Source organism: Rhodobacteraceae bacterium LMO-JJ12 (genome assembly GCA_021555075.1).
Taxonomy (GTDB): Bacteria; Pseudomonadota; Alphaproteobacteria; order Rhodobacterales; family Rhodobacteraceae; genus JAKGBX01.
Genome location: JAKGBX010000002.1, coordinates 204,038 through 222,196, shown reverse-complemented (window position 1 = coordinate 222,196; position 18,159 = coordinate 204,038). Strand labels below are relative to the sequence as shown.

Sequence of the window (18,159 nt, the reverse complement as noted above, 5' to 3'; positions counted from 1 at the left end):
GCTACCTCAACGCGCCCGACGCTCTGAGCGCGGCTTCCTTTTCCGGGTTGATCCACCAGAAATCCAGAATCCCCAAATCCAGCGGCGGAATTTCTTCGGGATGTTCATACATATCCCAATAGGCCACCCAATATTTGTCCTTGTACCACATCGGCACCATGAACCGCTCCCAACGCAACACCCGATCCAGCGCCATCAAAGCGGTTTGCTCATCCTCGCGGTTTTCTGTTTCAAGCGAACGTTTGATGATCGCGTCCACCAAAGGGCTGGCCAGCCCGGCGGGGTTGAACAGGCTGATCGCCGCCTCGTCCGAGCCATACATCTGCATCAACCCGGTCCCGGAGGCGAGGAAGCTGCTATAGGCATCATAGATAATGTCATAGTCAAAATCGCGCGTCCGCAGCGTGTATTGCGCGTCGTCGATCTGATCAAATGTGGCATTCACCCCCATGCGTTGCAGGCTCTGCACATAAGTCTCCACAGCGGCGCTCAGCGTCGAAGACACGCTGGCGGGCAGCAACAGCGAAATGTTCAACGTCCGCCCCTCGGCATTGCGCAGCTTGCCCGTGTCATCCACGTTCCAACCTGCCTCGCCCAGCATCTTCAACGCGCGGCGCAGGTTCTTGCGGTCCTGCGGTCGCTCGGGTTTTGAAGAATGCGCCATCACCGCCGGTTCGCTCAATATCTCCGGCGGCACCAGATCGCCCAGCGATTTGAGGAACTCCAATTCGGCCCCGTCGGGCACGCCCTTGGCCTCGTGCGGCGCGTTCTCGACAAACGAATTGCGCTGCGCAAACAGATCATATTGCAGCGACGCATTGGTCCACTCAAAGTTAAAGGCCAGCGACAGCGCCTCACGCACCCGCTTGTCCTTCAACACATCGCGCCGCATGTTGAACACCAATCCCGTTGGCGTCGGCGGCGTGCCATCAGGAAGCGTGGTGACAACAACATTGCCCTGCTTGGCCGCCGGGAAATCATAGCTGGTGGCCCATTTCTTCGGGTCACCTTCGGTGCGCAGGGTATAAACACCACCCTTGAACGCCTCAAATGACGCGGAATCATCGGCGAAATACTCGATCCGGATGCGATCGAAATTATGCCGCCCGACATTGCGCGGCAAATGCCAGCCCCAATAATCCGGGTTGCGCTTGTATGTAATGCGCCGACCAACATCGAATTCATCAACGATATATGGCCCCGACCCCGGCGAATACGTCAGCCGCGATTCATCCAGTCGCGCGCCGGTTTCTTCATACCATTTCTTCGAAAACACCGGCGTGCCGCCAACCTGATCAATCAGGCTGCGCCGTGAAATTCCATCCGCAAAGGTAAACTTGACTGTGTGATCGTCCAGCGCCTCGGCGCTCAAAATGAGCTTCTTCACCGCCAAGGCATAAGACGGCAAACCTTGCTCGATAAACAGGTAATGCGAAAACACCACATCATGCGCCGTCACCGGCGTACCATCGGAAAACTTGGCTTCAGGGCGCATGTGGAAAATCACCCACGTCTTGCCCTCGTCATACTCAAGGCTCTCTGCCAACACGCCATAGGCCTCGCCATAGGCATCCGCCGGGCCATCGCCCAGAAGGCTTTCATAGATCGTCCAGATTTGCGTGCCCGTCGCCTTGCCCTTGCGGGTATAGGGGTTCAGCGAATTGAACGTGCCGGACACCGCGATAGAAATCTCGCCGCCCTTGGGCGCATCGGGGTTCACATAATCAAAATGCGCGAAATCTGCCGGATATTTCAGCTCTCCAAAATAGGAATAGCCGTGGCTCTTGATGATCTTGTCTTGCGCCCGCACCGCGCCCGGTAAAAGCGTCATCATCAACCCGACAATCATCAACCCCCGCATCATCCAGATGGTCGGGTCGATTGTTCGGGCCTGGCTCGCTGATTTCGCCATATCGCTCATCCTCCTGTCGCGCCCGGTAAACATGGGGCGATTTATCGTTAGCATAAGCTAATGGTGTCACCTCGCGACATTCAAGTTGAGAATATGTGAAGCGGCGTGATTGTGCGGGTACGGGCCAATAAAAAAGCCGCCACAGACAATGCCGGGCGGCTTCTTGCATTCGTATCTTTCGTGATCAGTCGTCGAGACTGTCGAGATAGGCGATCAGGTTGGCGCGATCGTCTTCTTTCTTCAACCCGGCAAAGCTCATCGAGGTTCCCGGCGCCGCGTCTTTCGGCTTGGTCAGGAAATGGTTGAGGTTTTCAGGTGTCCACACTTCACCCACCTGTTCAAGCGCGCCAGTGTAGCTGCCAAAGTCTGTGCCGTCGATCTCGCGCCCAACCACACCGTAAAGCGATGGGCCGGTGGCGTGTGCGCCCTCGTCCGCCTTGTGGCAGGCCTTGCATTTCGAGAAGACCTTGGCGCCCTTGCCAATATCTGCCTCGGCAAGCAGCTCCTCAAAGCTCGGGCCTTCCGCCTCTGGTTCGGCCTCTGCGTCGCTATCGCCGCTTTCCACTTCGATCACATAGGCTGCCATCTGGCCTTCGCCATGGCCGCCGCCAGTGGTATAAAGCAGGTCAGCTGCCCACTTTCCCAGCATGAGTATCAGGAGCGCTCCGCAGAACGCGCCAATGATCTTGGTGGAGGTCATAGTGTCCATAGGCTCGATTCCAAATTTGATCCTTTGTCGGCGCGTATCTATCCGCTTCCCCTTCCCTAAGGCAAGGTGTAGTTTGCGCGTCCAATTGCCCGACAGCGGGAAAAACGACAGGAATCGCCCAAAATGATCCAGCGCATCGCCTTTCAAGGAGAACCCGGCGCCTATTCTCACGAGGCATGCCGCAAGGCCCGCCCCGATATGGAAGCCCTGCCCTGCCATACCTTTGAAGACGTGATTGCTTGTGTTCGTGACGGGCGCGCTGACCTGGCCATGCTGCCGGTCGAAAATTCGACCTATGGCCGCGTCGCCGATATTCACCGCCTGCTGCCTGAAAGCGGGCTGCACATCGTCGATGAAGCCTTCGTGCGGGTGCGTATCTGCCTATTGGCCAATCCCGGAACGCCGCTGTCCGATATTCACACCGTGCGCGCCCATCTGGTGCTGCTTCCGCAATCAGCGAGCTTTCTCAAATCCCACGGCATCAAGGCCCACGCCGCCGCCGACAGCGCCGGTGCCGCCGCCGATCTGGTGCGGCTGAAAACTCCGGGCGAGGCGGTGCTGGCCTCTGAACTGGCCGGCGAAATTTATGGCCTCGACGTGCTGGCCCGCGATATCGAGGATCACGGCCACAACACCACCCGCTTCGTCATCATGGCCCGCGAAATGGATCTCACGCCGCGCGGCAGCCTGGGTATGATGACCACCTTCGTTTTCGAGGTCCGTAACATCCCCGCCGCCCTGTACAAGGCGATGGGCGGTTTTGCCACCAACGGCGTGAACATGACCAAGCTGGAAAGCTACATGGTCGATGGCTCCTTCACCGCCACGCGTTTTTATGCCGATATCGACGGCCACCCCGATGATGCGAATGTGAAACTCGCCATGGAAGAATTGGACTATTTCACCTCATACGTCGAAATCCTCGGCGTCTACCCGGCCAATCGTCCGCGCTAAGGCATTTTCTTCCCAAGGCAAGGGATGAGGCGGCGCTCTGCGTGACGTATGACCGCTTCGCGCCGCTCCAAGACAGGCTCAGGCCGACAACCACCCGTCAAGCTTGGCTTGGTCGGGCAAACCACCTGCGTGAACCAACTTGCCATCAACCGACACCCCCGGCGTCGACATAACCCCCGCCATGGCAATTTCGCGCGGGTCAGTGACCTTTTCGACGGTAACTTCAATACTCAATTTGGCGGCCGCGTCTTTCACCATCTTTTCGGTGGCTTCACACCGTTTACACCCGGGGCCATAAACCTTGACGTTTTTCACTTTTCTTCTCCTTCAGAGAATTATGTTGAACAAAAAGCCGGTTGCCAGAATGCCCGAGGCAACCACAGCGACAAAGATCGAAATCAGGCGCAGGGTCAGCACCTGTTTCAGAATGATCATCTCAGGCAAGCTGAGCGCAATGACCGACATCATGAAAGCCAACGTCGTGCCAAGCGCCGCACCCTTGCCCAACAACGCTTCGACGATGGGGATAACGCCCGCCGCATTGGTATACATCGGAATCCCCACCACCACTGCCGCAGGCACAGACCACCATGCCTCACCGCCCATGATCCGCAGCATCATGGCCTCGGGCACATAGCCATGGATCAACGCGCCGATGGCAATGCCAATCACCACCCAGATCCAGACATTGCCCAATATCTCCTGAACCTGTTCCAGACCGATCTTGAGCCGGTCCACCATCGTCAGGCGCTCTTCTTCCAAGCCACCTACCGCGCCGGCGTTCAACTCCCGCACCCAATCCTGCAGGTATCTCTCAAGGCCCATCCGCCCCATCACCCATCCCGCCACTGTCGAGATCGTGAACCCGAATACCAGATAGATCCCGGCAATCTTCCATCCCACCAGCCCGAACAAAAGCCCAAGCCCAACCGGTCCCACCATCGGCCCGGCGATCAGAAATGAGAATGTGACCCCCAGCGGAATGCCCGCCGAGACGAAGCCGATGAAAAGCGGCACAGACGAGCACGAACAAAAAGGCGTCAGCACCCCAAGCGCCGCCGCAAGCGGATACCCCATTATTTCGCGTTTGCCCGACAGGATGGCACGCGTCTTTTCCGGGCTGAACCAACTGCGCAAGACCCCCGTGACAAACACGATAAGCGTCAACAGCAAGAGTACCTTCGGCACGTCATAAATAAAAAAGGCAATCGCTTCGCCGCTGTGGCTATCGCGCGCAACCGGGAACAATCCGGTCGCCCATTCCGAAAACGCGATCAACTGCCGATAGAGCAGCACCCAAACAATCCCCGCCGCGGCGGTCCCGACATACCAAAACCAATCGGGGCGATCATGATGAGGGGCCGCGCCTTGTGTCTCCGTGGTCATGCCACGCTCCTTTCCTGTTCATTTTCAACTTGGCAAACCGCTTGCAGAACAGCTGCGATACTTGGCGGCAAATCCGGGTTTATCCGATATCTCACCCATTGGGCGTCGCGCCTGTCGATCACCAGAAACGCCTGTCTGAGTACCTGCATGTGGCGCGACATTCGGCTTTGGGTCGCCCCAAGCGCCTGCATCAACTCGCAGACACAATGCTCGTCACCATCGGCAAGAAGGCGAATCGCAGCAAGCCTCGTAGGTTCGGCCAATGCGGAAAGAACACTTAGAATCATAGCAATCTCCTTCATGCGCTTATGCGCATAAAGGCAAGCTCATGCTTTGATCCACATCAACAGCCGCGCGTCGCCGGGTCTCTTGGCCCCCACCTTGCTTGGTTCTGTCGCAAAAATCTCGCTTCGGTGGACAAGATCATCTCTCTGGAACGGCCTTGGATGAGAGCCAATCAACCACAGCGCCCGTCGCAGCATCACGTTTGGCCCGTCGCTCTACCAACAGGTAAAAATCCTGCTGCCCCCGCAGTGTTTCGGGCGTCACCTGCACAAGATTGCCCGCCGCGATATCGCGTGTCACCAAGAAACGACTCACAAGCGCGACGCCTTGACCTGAAAGGGCGGCGTCGATGGTCAGCGCGGTTTGACTCAAGCGCAACCCATGCTCATCGCGATCCTCGCTACCCAGCGACTTGAGAAACTTGGGCCAGAGATCGTGGGCATCGTGCAACTTGGGCAACCGCAACAAGGCCGCAAGATCAAGCGGCAGTACCTGCCCTTCAACAAGCCCGGGGGCCGCCACGGCAATGATTTCCTGAGGAAACAGGCGAATGGCATCAAGCGCCGCTCCGAATGGCGGTTGCCCTTGGCGTATGGCCAAATCGATCCCATCCCCATGAAAGCTCGACACCTTTTCGGTGGCGAGTATGCGCAGATCAATCTCAGGATGCGTGGCCGAAAACTCCGGCAAGTTCGGGATCAGCCATTTCGCCGCAAAGGTCGGCGTGACGCTGATCAGAACCTTACCCGATTCGGGTCGCACTGCATTTGTCGCCGCGCGCAGATCTTCGAAAGCAGCCGCGACGCGCGCGTGATAACTGCGCCCCGCCGCCGTAAACGCCAACCCCTTTGACAGCCGGTCAAACAGCGGCATCCCCAGGTGTGCTTCAAGCAACCGCACCTGCTGCGCGACGGCCCCCTGCGTCACCTTCATCTCATCGGCGGCGGCGCGAAAATTCAAATGACGGCCCGCGACATCAAAGGCGCGTAGCGCGTTAAGCGGAGGAAGTTGACTCATTTGACAGTAGCATTCCTACAATCATAGCGCATCGGAATTGATGCGTAATCCAACTCTAATAAGAGTATTGTTGTCACAACACCATGAAGGAGAAAACCATGTCAGTAGAAAAAGTAGCACTTATCACCGCTGGCGGAAGCGGCATGGGAGCCTCGGCTGCCCGCCGCCTTGCGGCAGATGGGTTTCGGGTCGCAATTCTGTCCTCCTCGGGCAAAGGCCAAGCCCTCGCAGAAGAGCTTGGCGGCTTCGGCGTCACGGGATCGAACCTCTCGACAGACGACCTCGCAACGCTCGTGAACAAAGCAAAGGACAAGTGGGGGCGCGTCGATGTTCTGGTCAACTCTGCCGGGCACGGCCCCAAAGGCCCGGTACTCGAAATTTCCGATGATGACTGGCACGCCGGGATGGATGTGTATCTGCTGAACGTGGTCCGCCCTACGCGGCTGGTAACGCCTCTCATGCAGGCACAAGGCGGCGGCACGATCATAAATATCTCGACTTTTGCGGCCTTTGAACCCGACCCGCTGTTCCCGACGTCGGGCGTATTCCGCGCAGGGCTCGCCGCGTTCACCAAACTCTTTTCCGACAAATACGCGGCCGAAAACATTCGCATGAACAACGTCCTGCCCGGCTTTATCGACAGCCTGCCAGAAACCGAAGACCGCCGCGCCCGTATCCCGATGGGTCGCTATGGGCATGCCAAAGAGGTGTCATCGCTGATCTCTTGGTTGGCCTCGGAGGGGGGCGGCTACATGACCGGTCAAAACCTGCGAATCGACGGCGGGCTCACCCGTGCCGTCTGATATCGCTCTGGCCGGGCAATCTGCGGACCGCATTGTCTTCACCGTCAAGTGGGGCGCGTCGATCATCCAGATCATGGGCTACACCGCGACGGCTTTCGGCTGGACTCCTTGGAACCTGTATCTGTTTCTTGTCGGTGTTCTCGGCTGGTTCACAGTCGGCGTGCTCTGGAACGACAAGGCAATCATGTTGATCCACATCGTCGCTCTGGGTGCAATGCTTGCCGGGATGAGCAGCGGGTGACAGGCTTGCGCAAGTCTGCGCACCTGCCCTAAAGGCCTCATCGAGACAGAAAAGATGCCGTCAAAGCGTTTCGAGACACCCCAGACTCATGGTGTTTGTCTCGAAACGCCCACGACATTTAGCTGTTGCGCGGCGTTTCCACCCGATCCTATTTCAGAGAGTCGCGCCCAGACGAACGCCCTGATCAATCGCGCGCTTGGCGTCAAGCTCGGCTGCGACATCGGCACCGCCGATCACGTGACACGCCACACCCTTCGCAATCAGCGCATCCGCAAGCGATCGTTCGCTGATCTGCCCGGCACAGAGAATGACGTTGTCACATTCAATCACCCGCGGGTTTTCGCGCCCTTCGCCAAAACTGATATGCAGGCCGGCGTCGTCGATTTTCTCGTAATTCACGCCACCGATCATATCGACATTCTTCATCTTCAGCGCGGCACGGTGAATCCACCCGGTCGTTTTGCCCAGCCCCTTGCCCAGCGCCTTGGCCTTGCGCTGCATCAACGTGACATGTCGCGCGGGCGCATGCGGTTGCGGCCCTTCCGGGGCCAACCCTCCGCGCGTTTCTTCCGGGTCGCCCACGCCCCATTCCTCGCGCCACAGATCAAGGTTTTCGGTTGGGCTTTCGCCCTCATGCACCAGGTATTCAGACACATCAAAGCCAATACCGCCTGCACCTATCACCGCCACACGCTTGCCCGTCTCCGCCTTGCCACGCAGCAGATCAACATAGGAAAGCACGCCCTCTCGGTCCTGCCCCTCGATCCCCGGATCGCGTGGCAGCACGCCGGTGGCCACCACCACCTCGTCAAACCCGGCCATATCCTCGGCGCTGGCTTGGGTGTTTAACCGCAATTCGACCCCATATTTGTCCATCATCGTGTCGAACCATTCGACCAGCCCGAAAAATTCCTCTTTGCCGGGGATCACCTTGGCCATGTTAAGCTGCCCGCCGATCTCTCCGGCCTTGTCAAATAGCGTCACCTTGTGACCGCGCCGCGCCGCTGTCATCGCAACCGAGAGCCCCGCAGGCCCGGCCCCGACAACAGCCACCTTTTTGGGCGCCGTTGTTGGCGAAATCTCGACTTCGGTCTCATAACAGGCAAGCGGATTGACCAGACAAGAGGAAATCTTGCCCGAGAACGTATGGTCGAGACACGCCTGATTACAGCCGATACATGGCGCAATCTCATCCGCGCGCCCATCGGCGGCCTTGTTCACAAAATCTGCATCTGCCAGAAACGGCCGCGCCATGCTGACCATATCGGCACAGCCCTCGGCCAACACCGCCTCGGCCACATCCGGCGTGTTGATCCGGTTCGAGGTGATCACCGGAATGCCCACCTTGCCCATCAACTTCTTCGTCACCCAGGAAAACGCCCGGCGCGGCACCGATGTGGCAATCGTGGGAATACGCGCCTCATGCCAGCCGATGCCGGTATTGATGATGCTGGCGCCCGCCTTCTCGATTTCCTGCGCCAGCTGCACAACCTCGTCATGGGTCGAGCCATTCGGCACCAGATCAATCATCGACAGCCGATAGATGATGATGAAATCGGTCCCGACTGCTGCACGCACCCGTTTGACCACCTCGATAGGCAGCCGCATACGATTCTCATAAGACCCGCCCCAGCGGTCGGTCCGCTTGTTGGTGTGGGTGACAAGAAACTGATTGAGGAAATAGCCTTCCGACCCCATCACCTCGACACCGTCATACCCCGCCTCTTGCGCGCGCGCGGCGCTGGTGGCGAAATCGGCGATCTGCTTTTCGATCCCGGCCTCATCCAGTTCCTTGGGCACAAACGGCGAAATCGGCGATTTCACTGCGCTCGCGCTGACGCATTCGGGGCTATAGGCATAGCGGCCCGCATGCAGGATCTGCATGACAATTTTGCCGCCCGCTTCATGCACCCGATCCGTGACCAGCTTGTGATTGGCGATGTCCTGCTCGGTGTAAAGCCCCGCCGCACCGGGCGCCACGCCACCCTCAGTGTTAGGTGCAATTCCGCCCGTCACCATCAATGCAACACCGCCACGCGCCCGATCGGCATAATATTCGGCCACCCGGTTCCAGTCACCGCGCTCTTCCAGCCCGGTATGCATCGAGCCCATCAGAACCCGGTTTTTCAAAGTGGTATGGCCCAGATCAAGCGGGGCAAGCAGATGCGAATATTGCGACATGGAAGACCTCCCTAGGTTTGCGCGCCACATCACCCGATCTTGCGGCGCTTGTCACCCCAAACCCGGCGTCATGCGCCCTCAAGTCACAGACGCCCGCGCGCGCATTTTCTCCACTCAAGACCCTCGCAAATGCCGTCGCGCCTCATCCGGCGGCGCGGCCATCAGACCCGCGCCCTCACATCGTCTCCAGACAATGACGCCTAAACGCCCGCTTGAGCATATCAAGCTCGGCACGCAACAATCCGATCTCGGCACGCACATCATCCTCAAGAGCTTCCCCCGCCACCACGGCAAAGCTTTCCAGCTTCTCACCGGTGTTTGCGTCTTTCACCAGAAAGGTCTGGATGCCGTCGCTTATCGCTTCCTTGGGTACCGGCACGCGCAACACATAGCCGCCCTCCTGATCCGGGCTCACCACAACACCCGCAACCTGAAGATTGTCCAACGTCACCTCGACCTTGGGCAGATCGGCAAACCCGTCTTCTCCCTCCCGGCGCAGAATCGCCTCCCACACGCCTTCCTTCATTCGCGTTCCGGTGACCGTCAAATCGCTCATTTTACTCTCCGTCGAATTCCCGCCACCCTAAAGCTCGGCCCTGGGGCGGCGGCTGAAGGTCAGATCTCGCAGCGTGACTTGGTTCATCTGCGGCCCCTCGAAAATCAGATCAAGCCACATCTTCTCGACCCGTTTCTCGTTCAGTTTGGAATAAGCGAGGTCGAATTCCACCATCACCTCCTCCGCCCCCAGCGGCAGCTCGCGCACGATCTGTTCGGTGTTGGGTCCGTTCTTGATGTTCAGACGGGCAAAGATCTCCAGCGGCTTTTCCATCTCAACGATCGTGTCGATCCGCAGAAGGTGTCGCTTCTTCAACCCGTGCACCGACTCCTCGGGCAGATCCACCACCAGAGACAGGAACGAGCCGTCAAAGTTGAACACGTCCATTCGCAACCCATAGGGTGCCAGATCGACCTCGCGCAGGTTGCGTACCTGGCGCAGGGTCAGTTCCGAACGCTGGCAATCATGAAACAGCGTCACCTCCCGGCCCAGCATGCTCTTGTTAGCCGCCGAGCTCATACCCGGCACCGGCAGCGGCCCGCGCCACAGCTCAGGGCGCCAGTCCCAGTCGGCGTCAAACGGTTTTGCGAATGCGCTCGACCCGATCATCGGCAGGGCAAGACGGCTTTCCGAAATATGGATCAGCTTGTCGAGATGCGCCTTCAGCCGCCGCGCCTTCTGTCGCTCGGCCCGCAATTGCACCAGATCGGCCTTGGCCGCATTACGCGCCGCGCGCGACCACCGCCTGAGCGTCGCCTGATAAATCAGTTCCCGTATGACACCCGCTGTCTTCGCCATTTTCGTCCGGCACTCGCCCCATACTGTTACTGTTTGTTCCCCGGCCCAGTCTTACCGGAAACAGAATTAACGAAAAGCTCTGATTGGCTAAAAAATAGAAACAATTGGTACGGCATCCGCAAATTTGCCCCGCGCATTCACTGTTTGACCGGTCGCGTCGCCTTCTCCGGGGGCAAATACATCTTTGTCGGACTCGCCTCGCGCAGGTTTTCGGCCAGATCCACGATCAACCGCTTGCCGCCTTTGCCTGCCAACGCGCTGCCCTTGGGCGCATAGACCGCCAACCCGACAAGATAGCCGTTGATCACCATCGCACCACGCCAGTATTTCGGATCGCTTGTCGGCAGCCCCTTGTCGCCGCCCCCCGCCATATGCACCAGCGACAGCGCATCGCCATCCACCCGCTCCAACGCTCGCTCCGGTGCCAGCGCACTTGCCATCGCCGAGGCCGTCGGCGCCTCCTTGCGCGCCAACCCCGATTGCACCTGCACGGTCATCACCACGGGTTCCACATCCGCCCCCGAAAACTCGCCCGTCAGGCTGTTGCAGGACGCAATCAGAGCGAACCCACCGGCAAAGCCCCGGCGCAACGTCGCCGGATCGACGCAATAGCCCCGCGGCCCCTGCACCACCACTTTGCCACCGGCCAATTCCGCCTGCCTAAGCGGCGTGACCTTCGGCTTTTGCGGCTTTGCGCGCGCACTCCCCGCGCCGCCCGCCGCTTGGCTTACGGTCTTGTCCGAGAAAAACCCGAACTCACCGCCCGCGCCTTCCCCCAAACATCCCGAAAGCGCCATCATCAGCCCAAGCGCCATGACAGGCCCCAACGCACGATGCGACACCCCCGTTTCGCGCTTGTTGATCATCGCCGACCTCCCGTCCGCCACCACCGCAACAGACATACGGCAAAGCCACCTTGCCACACAAGGCCCGCTAAAGCTTGGAAACACATCGTTTCCCAGTGTGTTAGAGGCCTTTTGCGCTGCCTCTGACCCCAAATATCCCCCGCGGAGCGTCCCTGCGATGCCCCTTGTGCCCACCTCAGCAATTGATAACCACTCAATCGTCGCACCCTCCGCGCTATCCAACCTTGTGCGCCCCGGCCTGCACGCCCAGCGCCACGTCCCGTGTCGCAATCACCGCTATTGCCTGGCTCGGATGTCCACGCCGCGTCTTTAGTTTCAAATCAAACGCGAACTGCTCTAAAGGAAAGCCATGCACTACAATGCCCATGAATACCTGGTGGCACCGGCCCGCCCCTCAGCCCAGCTTTGGCGGCTGGCACTTGGCCTCGTGATCATCGTCGCCTGCTTTCTGGCGATGGGCTATTCCTATTTCAATCTGCTCGCGGAACTGGTCACGAAATCGGAATGGCCCCAACTCGCCGCCGAGATCGACAAAGGCTCCACCCCGCGCGGCATGTTCGTGATCCTGGGTTATTTCGGCCTGCTCACCCTGTCACTGATGCTGGTCACCAACCAACTTCACCACCGCCAACTTCGCACGCTGATCGGTCCGCCGCGCAAGGCCCTGCTCGACTTTCTGCGCGTCAGCGTCGCACTCTGCGCCCTCGCCACGCTGCTTTGGATTCTGCCCGAACCGGAAAACATGGCGACAAGCCCCGGCCTTCCCCCCTTGCGATGGCTCGCACTTCTGCCCTTGTCGCTGCCGCTGGTGTTTCTTCAGATCAGCGCCGAGGAACTGGCCTTTCGCGGCTATCTGCAAAGCCAACTCGCGGCGCGCTTTCCCCACCCGCTGGTATGGATCGGCCTGCCTGCGCTGGTCTTCGCCCTGATGCATTATGACCCCGAAATCGCAGGCGCCAATGCACCCTTCTACGTGGCTTCGGCCTTCGTTTTTGGCCTGGCTGCCGCCGATCTCACCGCGCGCTCCGGCACCCTGGGACCGGCCCTAGCGCTGCATTTCGCGATCAATATCAGCGCTCTTCTGATCACCGCACCACAGGGCCATAACTTTGGCCTTGCTCTGCAACTCTACCCATTCTCACCCGATGACATTTCCACCCGCGCAACCTGGGTGCCCTATGACATGCTGATGTTGCTCTGCGCCTGGCTCGCCGCGCGGTTGGCCATCATCCGATGAGCCGCCCGTCGCGCTACGCCGCGCATGATCGGTTTATCGCCCCGGCCCTCGGCACACCCGGCCTGCGGCCTGTCATCCTCGGCTTCATCATCATCGAAAGCCTGTTTGAATTGGGCCAACAGCTTGTGTTGCTGTCGCTTCAGTCCTTCGCACCGGCCTTCGCCAAAACGGTGCAATACGGCGATACGCCACTCGGCCTGTTGATCAATCTCGCCATCTTCGGCTGGCTTGGGGTCTGCATTGCCCTGGTGATGCGTTACGCGCATGGCCGCAACCTGCTTAGCCTGATCGGCCCGACACATCTCTTCGCGCCGCAATTTCGCGCAACCCTGATCTATGTCGCGCTGCTTTTTCTGGCCACCGAAGCGTTCTTGGGCGGCTTCGCCCTTCCCGACGGCGCAACACTGCGCCCGCTTGACGGCTGGCTCATGTTGCTCGCCCCCGCACTTATCGCCCTGCTGATTCAGACCGGCACCGAAGAGCTGTTTTATCGTGGCTACCTGCAACAGCGCATCGCGGTTCTGATCCCCCACCCGGCGGCCTGGCTTATCCTGCCCAACATCGCCTTCGCGCTGGCACATTGGAGCGGCGCCGCGCCGGGGATCGAGAATGCCGCCTATATCGTCTGGGCCTTCTGCTTCGGCCTTGCCGCGTCCGATCTCACCGCGCGCGCCGGCACGCTCGGCCCCGCCATCGCGCTGCACCTGGCCAACAACGCCTACGCCTTCCTGTTCTTCGCCGAAAGATCGGCACCCGACAGCGGCCTTGCGCTGGTGCTCTACGCCCCCGCCCCGCATTCATTCGCGGCGCCCGACAGCCTTCTGGCCACCGGGCTACCCGGCGAACTGATGCTGCTGGGCCTCACCTGGCTCGCCGCCCGACTGGCGATCAAACGCTAGCTGCCGGGTCAGCCTCAATCATCGCTTTCGTGAAAATCCAAAGACGTGCGATCCTGCTTCGGGCGATCGTCATCAGGCATCTCACCAGTCACCAGGTAAATGACCTGCTCGGCAATGCCCGTCGCATGATCCCCAACACGCTCGATGTTCTTGGCGATAAAATGCAAATGCATACCGATTGCGATGTTGCGGTGATCTTCCATCATATGGGTCAACAGGGAGCGAAACAGCGTGTTATACATCTGATCGGCTTCCATATCCCGCTCGATGATCTCATTGGCTTTTGCCGCATCGCGCTGGATGTAGGCGTCCAATACATCCCTGATCATCGTCTCGACAAACTTGGACATCTGCCCAAGCGCCGCAAACGAGCCGCTGATTTCGCCGCTGCCCGACATCGCGATCGTGCGCTTGGCGATGTTCTTTGCATAATCGCCACAGCGTTCCAGATGCGAGCTGATTTCCATCACGCTGAGGACCGTGCGAAGATCCCCCGCCGTAGGCGAACGAAGCGCCAGCAACCGTGCGGCATCCGACTTGAGCGCAAGGTCAAGCCCGTCGATCACCCGATCACCGGCACGAACCTTCTGCGCCAACTCCGCATCTCCGCGCTTCAAAGCGGTGGCCGCCTGCGACAGCGCCTCTTCCACAAGCCCGCCCATTTTCACAACGCTGGCCTGAATACCTTCGAGATCCCGATCGAACGAGGACACGATATGTTTGTCGTTCATAGCTTTTTCCTTATCCGATCTTGCCGGTGATGTAGCTTTCCGTCCGGCTGTCTTGCGGGTTGGTAAAAATCTGGTCTGTGTCGTTGAATTCAACGAGATGACCCAGATGGAAGAACGCCGTTTTCTGGCTGACCCGCGCGGCCTGCTGCATCGAGTGGGTTACAATCACCACCGAATAATCGCGGCGCAACTCGTCGATAAGCTCCTCGACCTGTGCGGTCGCAATCGGGTCAAGCGCCGAACACGGCTCATCCATCAACAGCACCTCGGGTTGGGTGGCCACGGCGCGGGCAATGCATAGGCGCTGTTGTTGTCCCCCCGACAGCCCCGTGCCCGGTTGGTCAAGCCGGTCCTTGACCTCATTCCAGATCGCACCGCGCCGCAGCGACATCTCGACGATCTCGTCAAGCTCGGCTTTCGACCTGGCCAGCCCGTGAATACGCGGACCATAGGCGATGTTGTCATAGATCGACTTGGGGAAAGGGTTTGGCTTCTGAAACACCATTCCGACCTGCGCGCGCAATTGCACCGGATCGATGGACTTGTGATAGATATCCCTGCCACCCATCTCGATCTTGCCCGTTACGCGGCAGATGTCGATCGTATCATTCATCCGGTTGAGACAGCGCAGGAACGTCGATTTCCCACAGCCCGACGGCCCGATGAAGGCGGTCACGGTTTTTTCGGCAATATCGACATCCACATCCTTCAGCGCATGCGTGTCGCCATAGTGGACGTTAACGTTTCTTGCGGTAATTTTGGGTTCATTTGTCATTTCGGCCAGCTCGATCTTTCTCATGTCGTTCATGGTTTTGTCCCTTGTTTCTCGGCGCTTACCATTTTCGCTCGAATTTTTGCCGCAGATAGATCGCAATGGCGTTCATCATCACAAGAAAGCCGAGCAGCACCAGAATTGCCGCCGATGTCCGCGAGACAAAGCCGCGCTCGGGGCTGTCTGCCCAGATGAAAATCTGGGTCGGCAGCGCGGTCGAGCTGTCAAACGGGCTGCTGGCCGCCGAAGTAATAAAGGCGTTCATGCCGATAAGCAGCAGCGGCGCCGTCTCGCCAAGCGCTTGCGCAAGGCCAATGATGGTGCCGGTCAGAATGCCTGGCATGGCAAGCGGCAAGACATGCTGAAACACGACCTGTTGACGTGACGCCCCCAACCCGAGCGCCGCCTCGCGGATAGATGGCGGCACCGCCTTGAGCGCCGCACGCGTCGCGATGATGATGGTCGGCATCGTCATCAACGCCAATGTCAGACCGCCAACAAATGGCGCCGAGCGGGGCATCCCGAACCAGCCGATGAAAACAGCCAGAGCCAGCAAACCAAAGACCACCGACGGCACAGCAGCCAGATTGTTGATATTGACCTCGATAAAGTCGCTCAGCTTGTTTTTGGGCGCGAATTCCTCAAGATAGATCGCCGACCCGATCCCAAGCGGAAACGAAATCAGAAAACAGATCAGCAACGCCCAGAACGAACCGACCAACGCACCCTTGAGACCCGCCAATTCGGGAAAGCGTGAATCCGCATGGGTAAACAGCGCCCAGTTGAATGGCTTCGAAATGGCGCCCTGCTCGGCCAACGCGTCGAACCAAGCGATCTCATTGTCCTTGACGCGTCGGTTCACTTCCTGCGTGTCGCGCTCGATCAGCCCCTTGTTCAACTGATCATAGGGATCGGACACCGGCACTTTCATGGTGATGGTCTGCCCGATCAGCCCGGGGTCGGCCACGACCCTGTCACGCAGCTCGAATTGTGCGCCATTCGACAAGAGCCCTTCGACGGCACGGGCGGTCGCCCGGTCATCCATCTGCACGCCCGGCAACATCCGCCCAAGCGAAGCCGCGAGCGCGTCGTCAAACCCTCCGCGCGGCAAACGCGCCGCCGGGATCTCTTCAGGGTCGACATAGACCTCAAGTGTCACATGGGTTTGGGTAAAGGCCTGCCACCCGCTCGACACAAGAGATGCCACGAGAATAAAGAGCATCAGAAACGCGACGGAAATGGCGCTGATTCCGATCCACTTCAGGCGCGTCTGCTTGCGCCGCCGCCGCCCAAGCGAGGCCGCCACAAGCTCTGTCGAGGTGGGCTTTCGCGCAAAACCCGCTGCGTTCGTTATATCGCTCATGTCCAAAGCCTCAATCGTATGCTTCGCGATACTTGCGCACGATGCGCAGCGCGAAAATGTTGATCATCAGGGTGACGAGAAACAGCATCATGCCGAGGGCAAAAGCCGCCAACGTCTTGGGGTTGTCAAACGACGTATCCCCAATCAGCAAGGTTACGATCTGAACCGTCACCGTGGTAACGCTGTCCAGCGGGTTGATCGTCATCCTGGCGATCAGACCGGCGGCCATGACCACGATCATCGTTTCGCCAATCGCCCGGCTGACAGCCAACAAAACACCACCGATAATCCCCGGCAGAGCCGCCGGAAACAGAACCGTCGTCATCATTTCCGCACGCGTCGCACCAATCCCCAGCGCACCATCTCTCAGAGACTGCGGAACCGCAGAAAGCGCGTCATCCGCAAACGAGGAAATAAAAGGGATCAACATGATCCCCATGACCCCCCCCGCCGCCAGCGCCGTATTGGGCGCCACATCCAGCCCGATCGACTGCCCAAGACTTCGGATGGCCGGAGCCACAACCAGAATGGCAAAGAAGCCGTAAACAACTGTCGGAACACCGGCGAGGATCTCAAGCACCGGTTTCACATACGAACGCAGCCGTTTGGGCGCGAATTCGTTGAGATAGATAGCGGAAAACAAACCGACCGGAACCGCCACAACCAGCGCAACAAATGTAATCACGATCGTGCCAAGGATGACAGGAAGCCAGCCAAACGCACCTTCGGCGGCAATCTGGTCTTCGCGCAGCGGAATCTGCGGCTCCCAATTCATACCGAACAGGAAGTCAGTCAATGGAACCCGATCGAGGAAGCGCAGCGTTTCATAGGACAGCGAAACGATGATTCCGATTGTCGTGAAAATCGCAACGGTCGAACAAAAGATCATAAGCCCCGAAACAATGCCCTCAACACCCTGACGCGCCCGAAAATCGGCGGTTACGCGGGATCGTGCAAACCCCAGCAAGCCAAGCGAAAGAACGAGCACCACAGTAATCAGCAACCAACCCGAACGCTCGTAAAGGGCAACATAATGGTCTGCCGCGACAATCTTCCAATCTTGCGGGGTGCCAAAAATCTGCCCCCGCGAGATCGATTTGATCTCGGCCAGAACAAGCTGAATACCGCCGGAATCGAGGCCGTCCAGAACACCGTCCGGCAAATGGCTCATCACGGCGCGGTCGATGACCGCCCCCTGCATGACCAGCCAGAACAGAATCAAGCTCAGCACCGGAACAAGGATCAGCAGCGCAGAAAACCCGCCGTGATAAGAGGTCAGCGAATGCAGCCTACGGCCGTTGTCGCTGATCAGCCGCGCCGCACGTCGGTTGATCACATAGCCAGAGATCACCGCCAGCATCAGCAGAAGAAAGGGAAAAGCTGTCATAGGCCCGTTCTTTCAGGAAAAATGTCCGGGACGCCACGTCGCGTCCCGGACTTTGGATCCGT

19 protein-coding genes are annotated in these 18,159 nt (G+C 59.0%); 5 read left to right on the top strand and 14 right to left on the bottom strand.

Annotated elements, in window-relative coordinates; genetic code table 11:
* Nucleotide 1: 1 nt before the first annotated feature.
* Nucleotides 2-1,849, bottom strand: coding sequence for an extracellular solute-binding protein (locus tag LZG00_13095; protein ID MCF3594936.1), 1,848 nt, complete (start codon nt 1,847-1,849; stop codon nt 2-4).
* A 247-nt stretch (nt 1,850-2,096) separates the two neighbouring features.
* Nucleotides 2,097-2,621, bottom strand: coding sequence for a cytochrome c family protein (locus LZG00_13090; protein ID MCF3594935.1), 525 nt, complete (start codon nt 2,619-2,621; stop codon nt 2,097-2,099).
* A gap of 123 nt (nt 2,622-2,744) precedes the next feature.
* On the opposite strand from LZG00_13090, the gene LZG00_13085 reads away from it, so the two are divergent.
* Nucleotides 2,745-3,575, top strand: a complete 831-nt coding sequence (locus LZG00_13085) for a prephenate dehydratase (GenBank protein ID MCF3594934.1) — start codon at nt 2,745-2,747, stop codon at nt 3,573-3,575.
* Between the two features lie 78 nt (nt 3,576-3,653).
* On the opposite strand, the gene LZG00_13080 is transcribed toward LZG00_13085, so the two are convergent.
* From LZG00_13080 to LZG00_13065, 4 genes are all read right to left on the bottom strand, one after another.
* Nucleotides 3,654-3,890: a thioredoxin family protein gene (locus LZG00_13080; protein MCF3594933.1), complete on the bottom strand. Its 237-nt coding sequence runs from the start codon at nt 3,888-3,890 to the stop codon at nt 3,654-3,656.
* Between the two features lie 12 nt (nt 3,891-3,902).
* Nucleotides 3,903-4,961, bottom strand: coding sequence for a permease (locus tag LZG00_13075; GenBank protein MCF3594932.1), 1,059 nt, complete (start codon nt 4,959-4,961; stop codon nt 3,903-3,905).
* On the bottom strand, nt 4,958-5,248 hold the full coding sequence (locus tag LZG00_13070) for a metalloregulator ArsR/SmtB family transcription factor (GenBank protein MCF3594931.1): 291 nt from the start codon (nt 5,246-5,248) through the stop codon (nt 4,958-4,960). Before LZG00_13070 ends, LZG00_13075 begins: the two co-directional genes overlap by 4 nt.
* A gap of 136 nt (nt 5,249-5,384) precedes the next feature.
* On the bottom strand, nt 5,385-6,263 hold the full coding sequence (locus LZG00_13065; protein MCF3594930.1) for a LysR substrate-binding domain-containing protein: 879 nt from the start codon (nt 6,261-6,263) through the stop codon (nt 5,385-5,387).
* A gap of 98 nt (nt 6,264-6,361) precedes the next feature.
* Between LZG00_13065 and LZG00_13060 the strand changes: the two genes are divergently transcribed.
* Both LZG00_13060 and LZG00_13055 read left to right on the top strand, forming a co-directional pair.
* A complete protein-coding gene (locus LZG00_13060) occupies nt 6,362-7,066 on the top strand; it encodes an SDR family oxidoreductase (protein MCF3594929.1) in 705 nt (234 codons plus the stop codon).
* The gene (locus LZG00_13055) at nt 7,056-7,307 is read left to right on the top strand and encodes a ubiquinone biosynthesis methyltransferase UbiE (GenBank protein MCF3594928.1); all 252 of its coding nucleotides are present in this window, start codon (nt 7,056-7,058) and stop codon (nt 7,305-7,307) included. The genes LZG00_13060 and LZG00_13055 overlap by 11 nt, the downstream gene beginning before the upstream one ends.
* A gap of 153 nt (nt 7,308-7,460) precedes the next feature.
* Here the strand turns inward: LZG00_13055 and LZG00_13050 are convergent, their stop codons facing one another.
* The 4 genes from LZG00_13050 to LZG00_13035 form a co-directional block, all read right to left on the bottom strand.
* On the bottom strand, nt 7,461-9,488 hold the full coding sequence (locus LZG00_13050) for an NADPH-dependent 2,4-dienoyl-CoA reductase (GenBank protein MCF3594927.1): 2,028 nt from the start codon (nt 9,486-9,488) through the stop codon (nt 7,461-7,463).
* 175 nt (nt 9,489-9,663) lie between these two features.
* Nucleotides 9,664-10,044, bottom strand: a complete 381-nt coding sequence (locus tag LZG00_13045; protein ID MCF3594926.1) for a hypothetical protein — start codon at nt 10,042-10,044, stop codon at nt 9,664-9,666.
* 27 nt (nt 10,045-10,071) lie between these two features.
* Nucleotides 10,072-10,842, bottom strand: coding sequence for a DUF6478 family protein (locus LZG00_13040; GenBank protein ID MCF3594925.1), 771 nt, complete (start codon nt 10,840-10,842; stop codon nt 10,072-10,074).
* Between the two features lie 137 nt (nt 10,843-10,979).
* Nucleotides 10,980-11,708 (bottom strand): hypothetical protein, encoded by a 729-nt coding sequence (locus LZG00_13035; GenBank protein ID MCF3594924.1) that lies wholly within the window; start codon nt 11,706-11,708, stop codon nt 10,980-10,982.
* 349 nt (nt 11,709-12,057) lie between these two features.
* Here LZG00_13035 and LZG00_13030 point away from each other — a divergent pair, with 349 nt between their 5' ends.
* Together LZG00_13030 and LZG00_13025 are read left to right on the top strand one after the other, a co-directional pair.
* Nucleotides 12,058-12,945: a CPBP family intramembrane metalloprotease gene (locus LZG00_13030; GenBank protein ID MCF3594923.1), complete on the top strand. Its 888-nt coding sequence runs from the start codon at nt 12,058-12,060 to the stop codon at nt 12,943-12,945.
* Nucleotides 12,942-13,844, top strand: coding sequence for a CPBP family intramembrane metalloprotease (locus LZG00_13025; protein ID MCF3594922.1), 903 nt, complete (start codon nt 12,942-12,944; stop codon nt 13,842-13,844). Before LZG00_13030 ends, LZG00_13025 begins: the two co-directional genes overlap by 4 nt.
* A gap of 14 nt (nt 13,845-13,858) precedes the next feature.
* On the opposite strand, the gene phoU is transcribed toward LZG00_13025, so the two are convergent.
* Genes phoU through pstC form a run of 4 tightly spaced genes read right to left on the bottom strand, consistent with a single transcriptional unit; the run spans nt 13,859 to nt 18,097 of the window.
* Entirely contained in the window at nt 13,859-14,575 is a 717-nt protein-coding gene (phoU, locus tag LZG00_13020; GenBank protein MCF3594921.1) for a phosphate signaling complex protein PhoU, read from the bottom strand.
* Between the two features lie 10 nt (nt 14,576-14,585).
* On the bottom strand, nt 14,586-15,383 hold the full coding sequence (pstB, locus tag LZG00_13015) for a phosphate ABC transporter ATP-binding protein PstB (protein MCF3594920.1): 798 nt from the start codon (nt 15,381-15,383) through the stop codon (nt 14,586-14,588).
* A gap of 25 nt (nt 15,384-15,408) precedes the next feature.
* Complete coding sequence (pstA, locus tag LZG00_13010; protein ID MCF3594919.1) at nt 15,409-16,710, bottom strand: phosphate ABC transporter permease PstA; 1,302 nt, start codon at nt 16,708-16,710, stop codon at nt 15,409-15,411.
* A gap of 10 nt (nt 16,711-16,720) precedes the next feature.
* Nucleotides 16,721-18,097 (bottom strand): phosphate ABC transporter permease subunit PstC, encoded by a 1,377-nt coding sequence (pstC, locus tag LZG00_13005; protein ID MCF3594918.1) that lies wholly within the window; start codon nt 18,095-18,097, stop codon nt 16,721-16,723.
* Nucleotides 18,098-18,159: the final 62 nt, after the last annotated feature.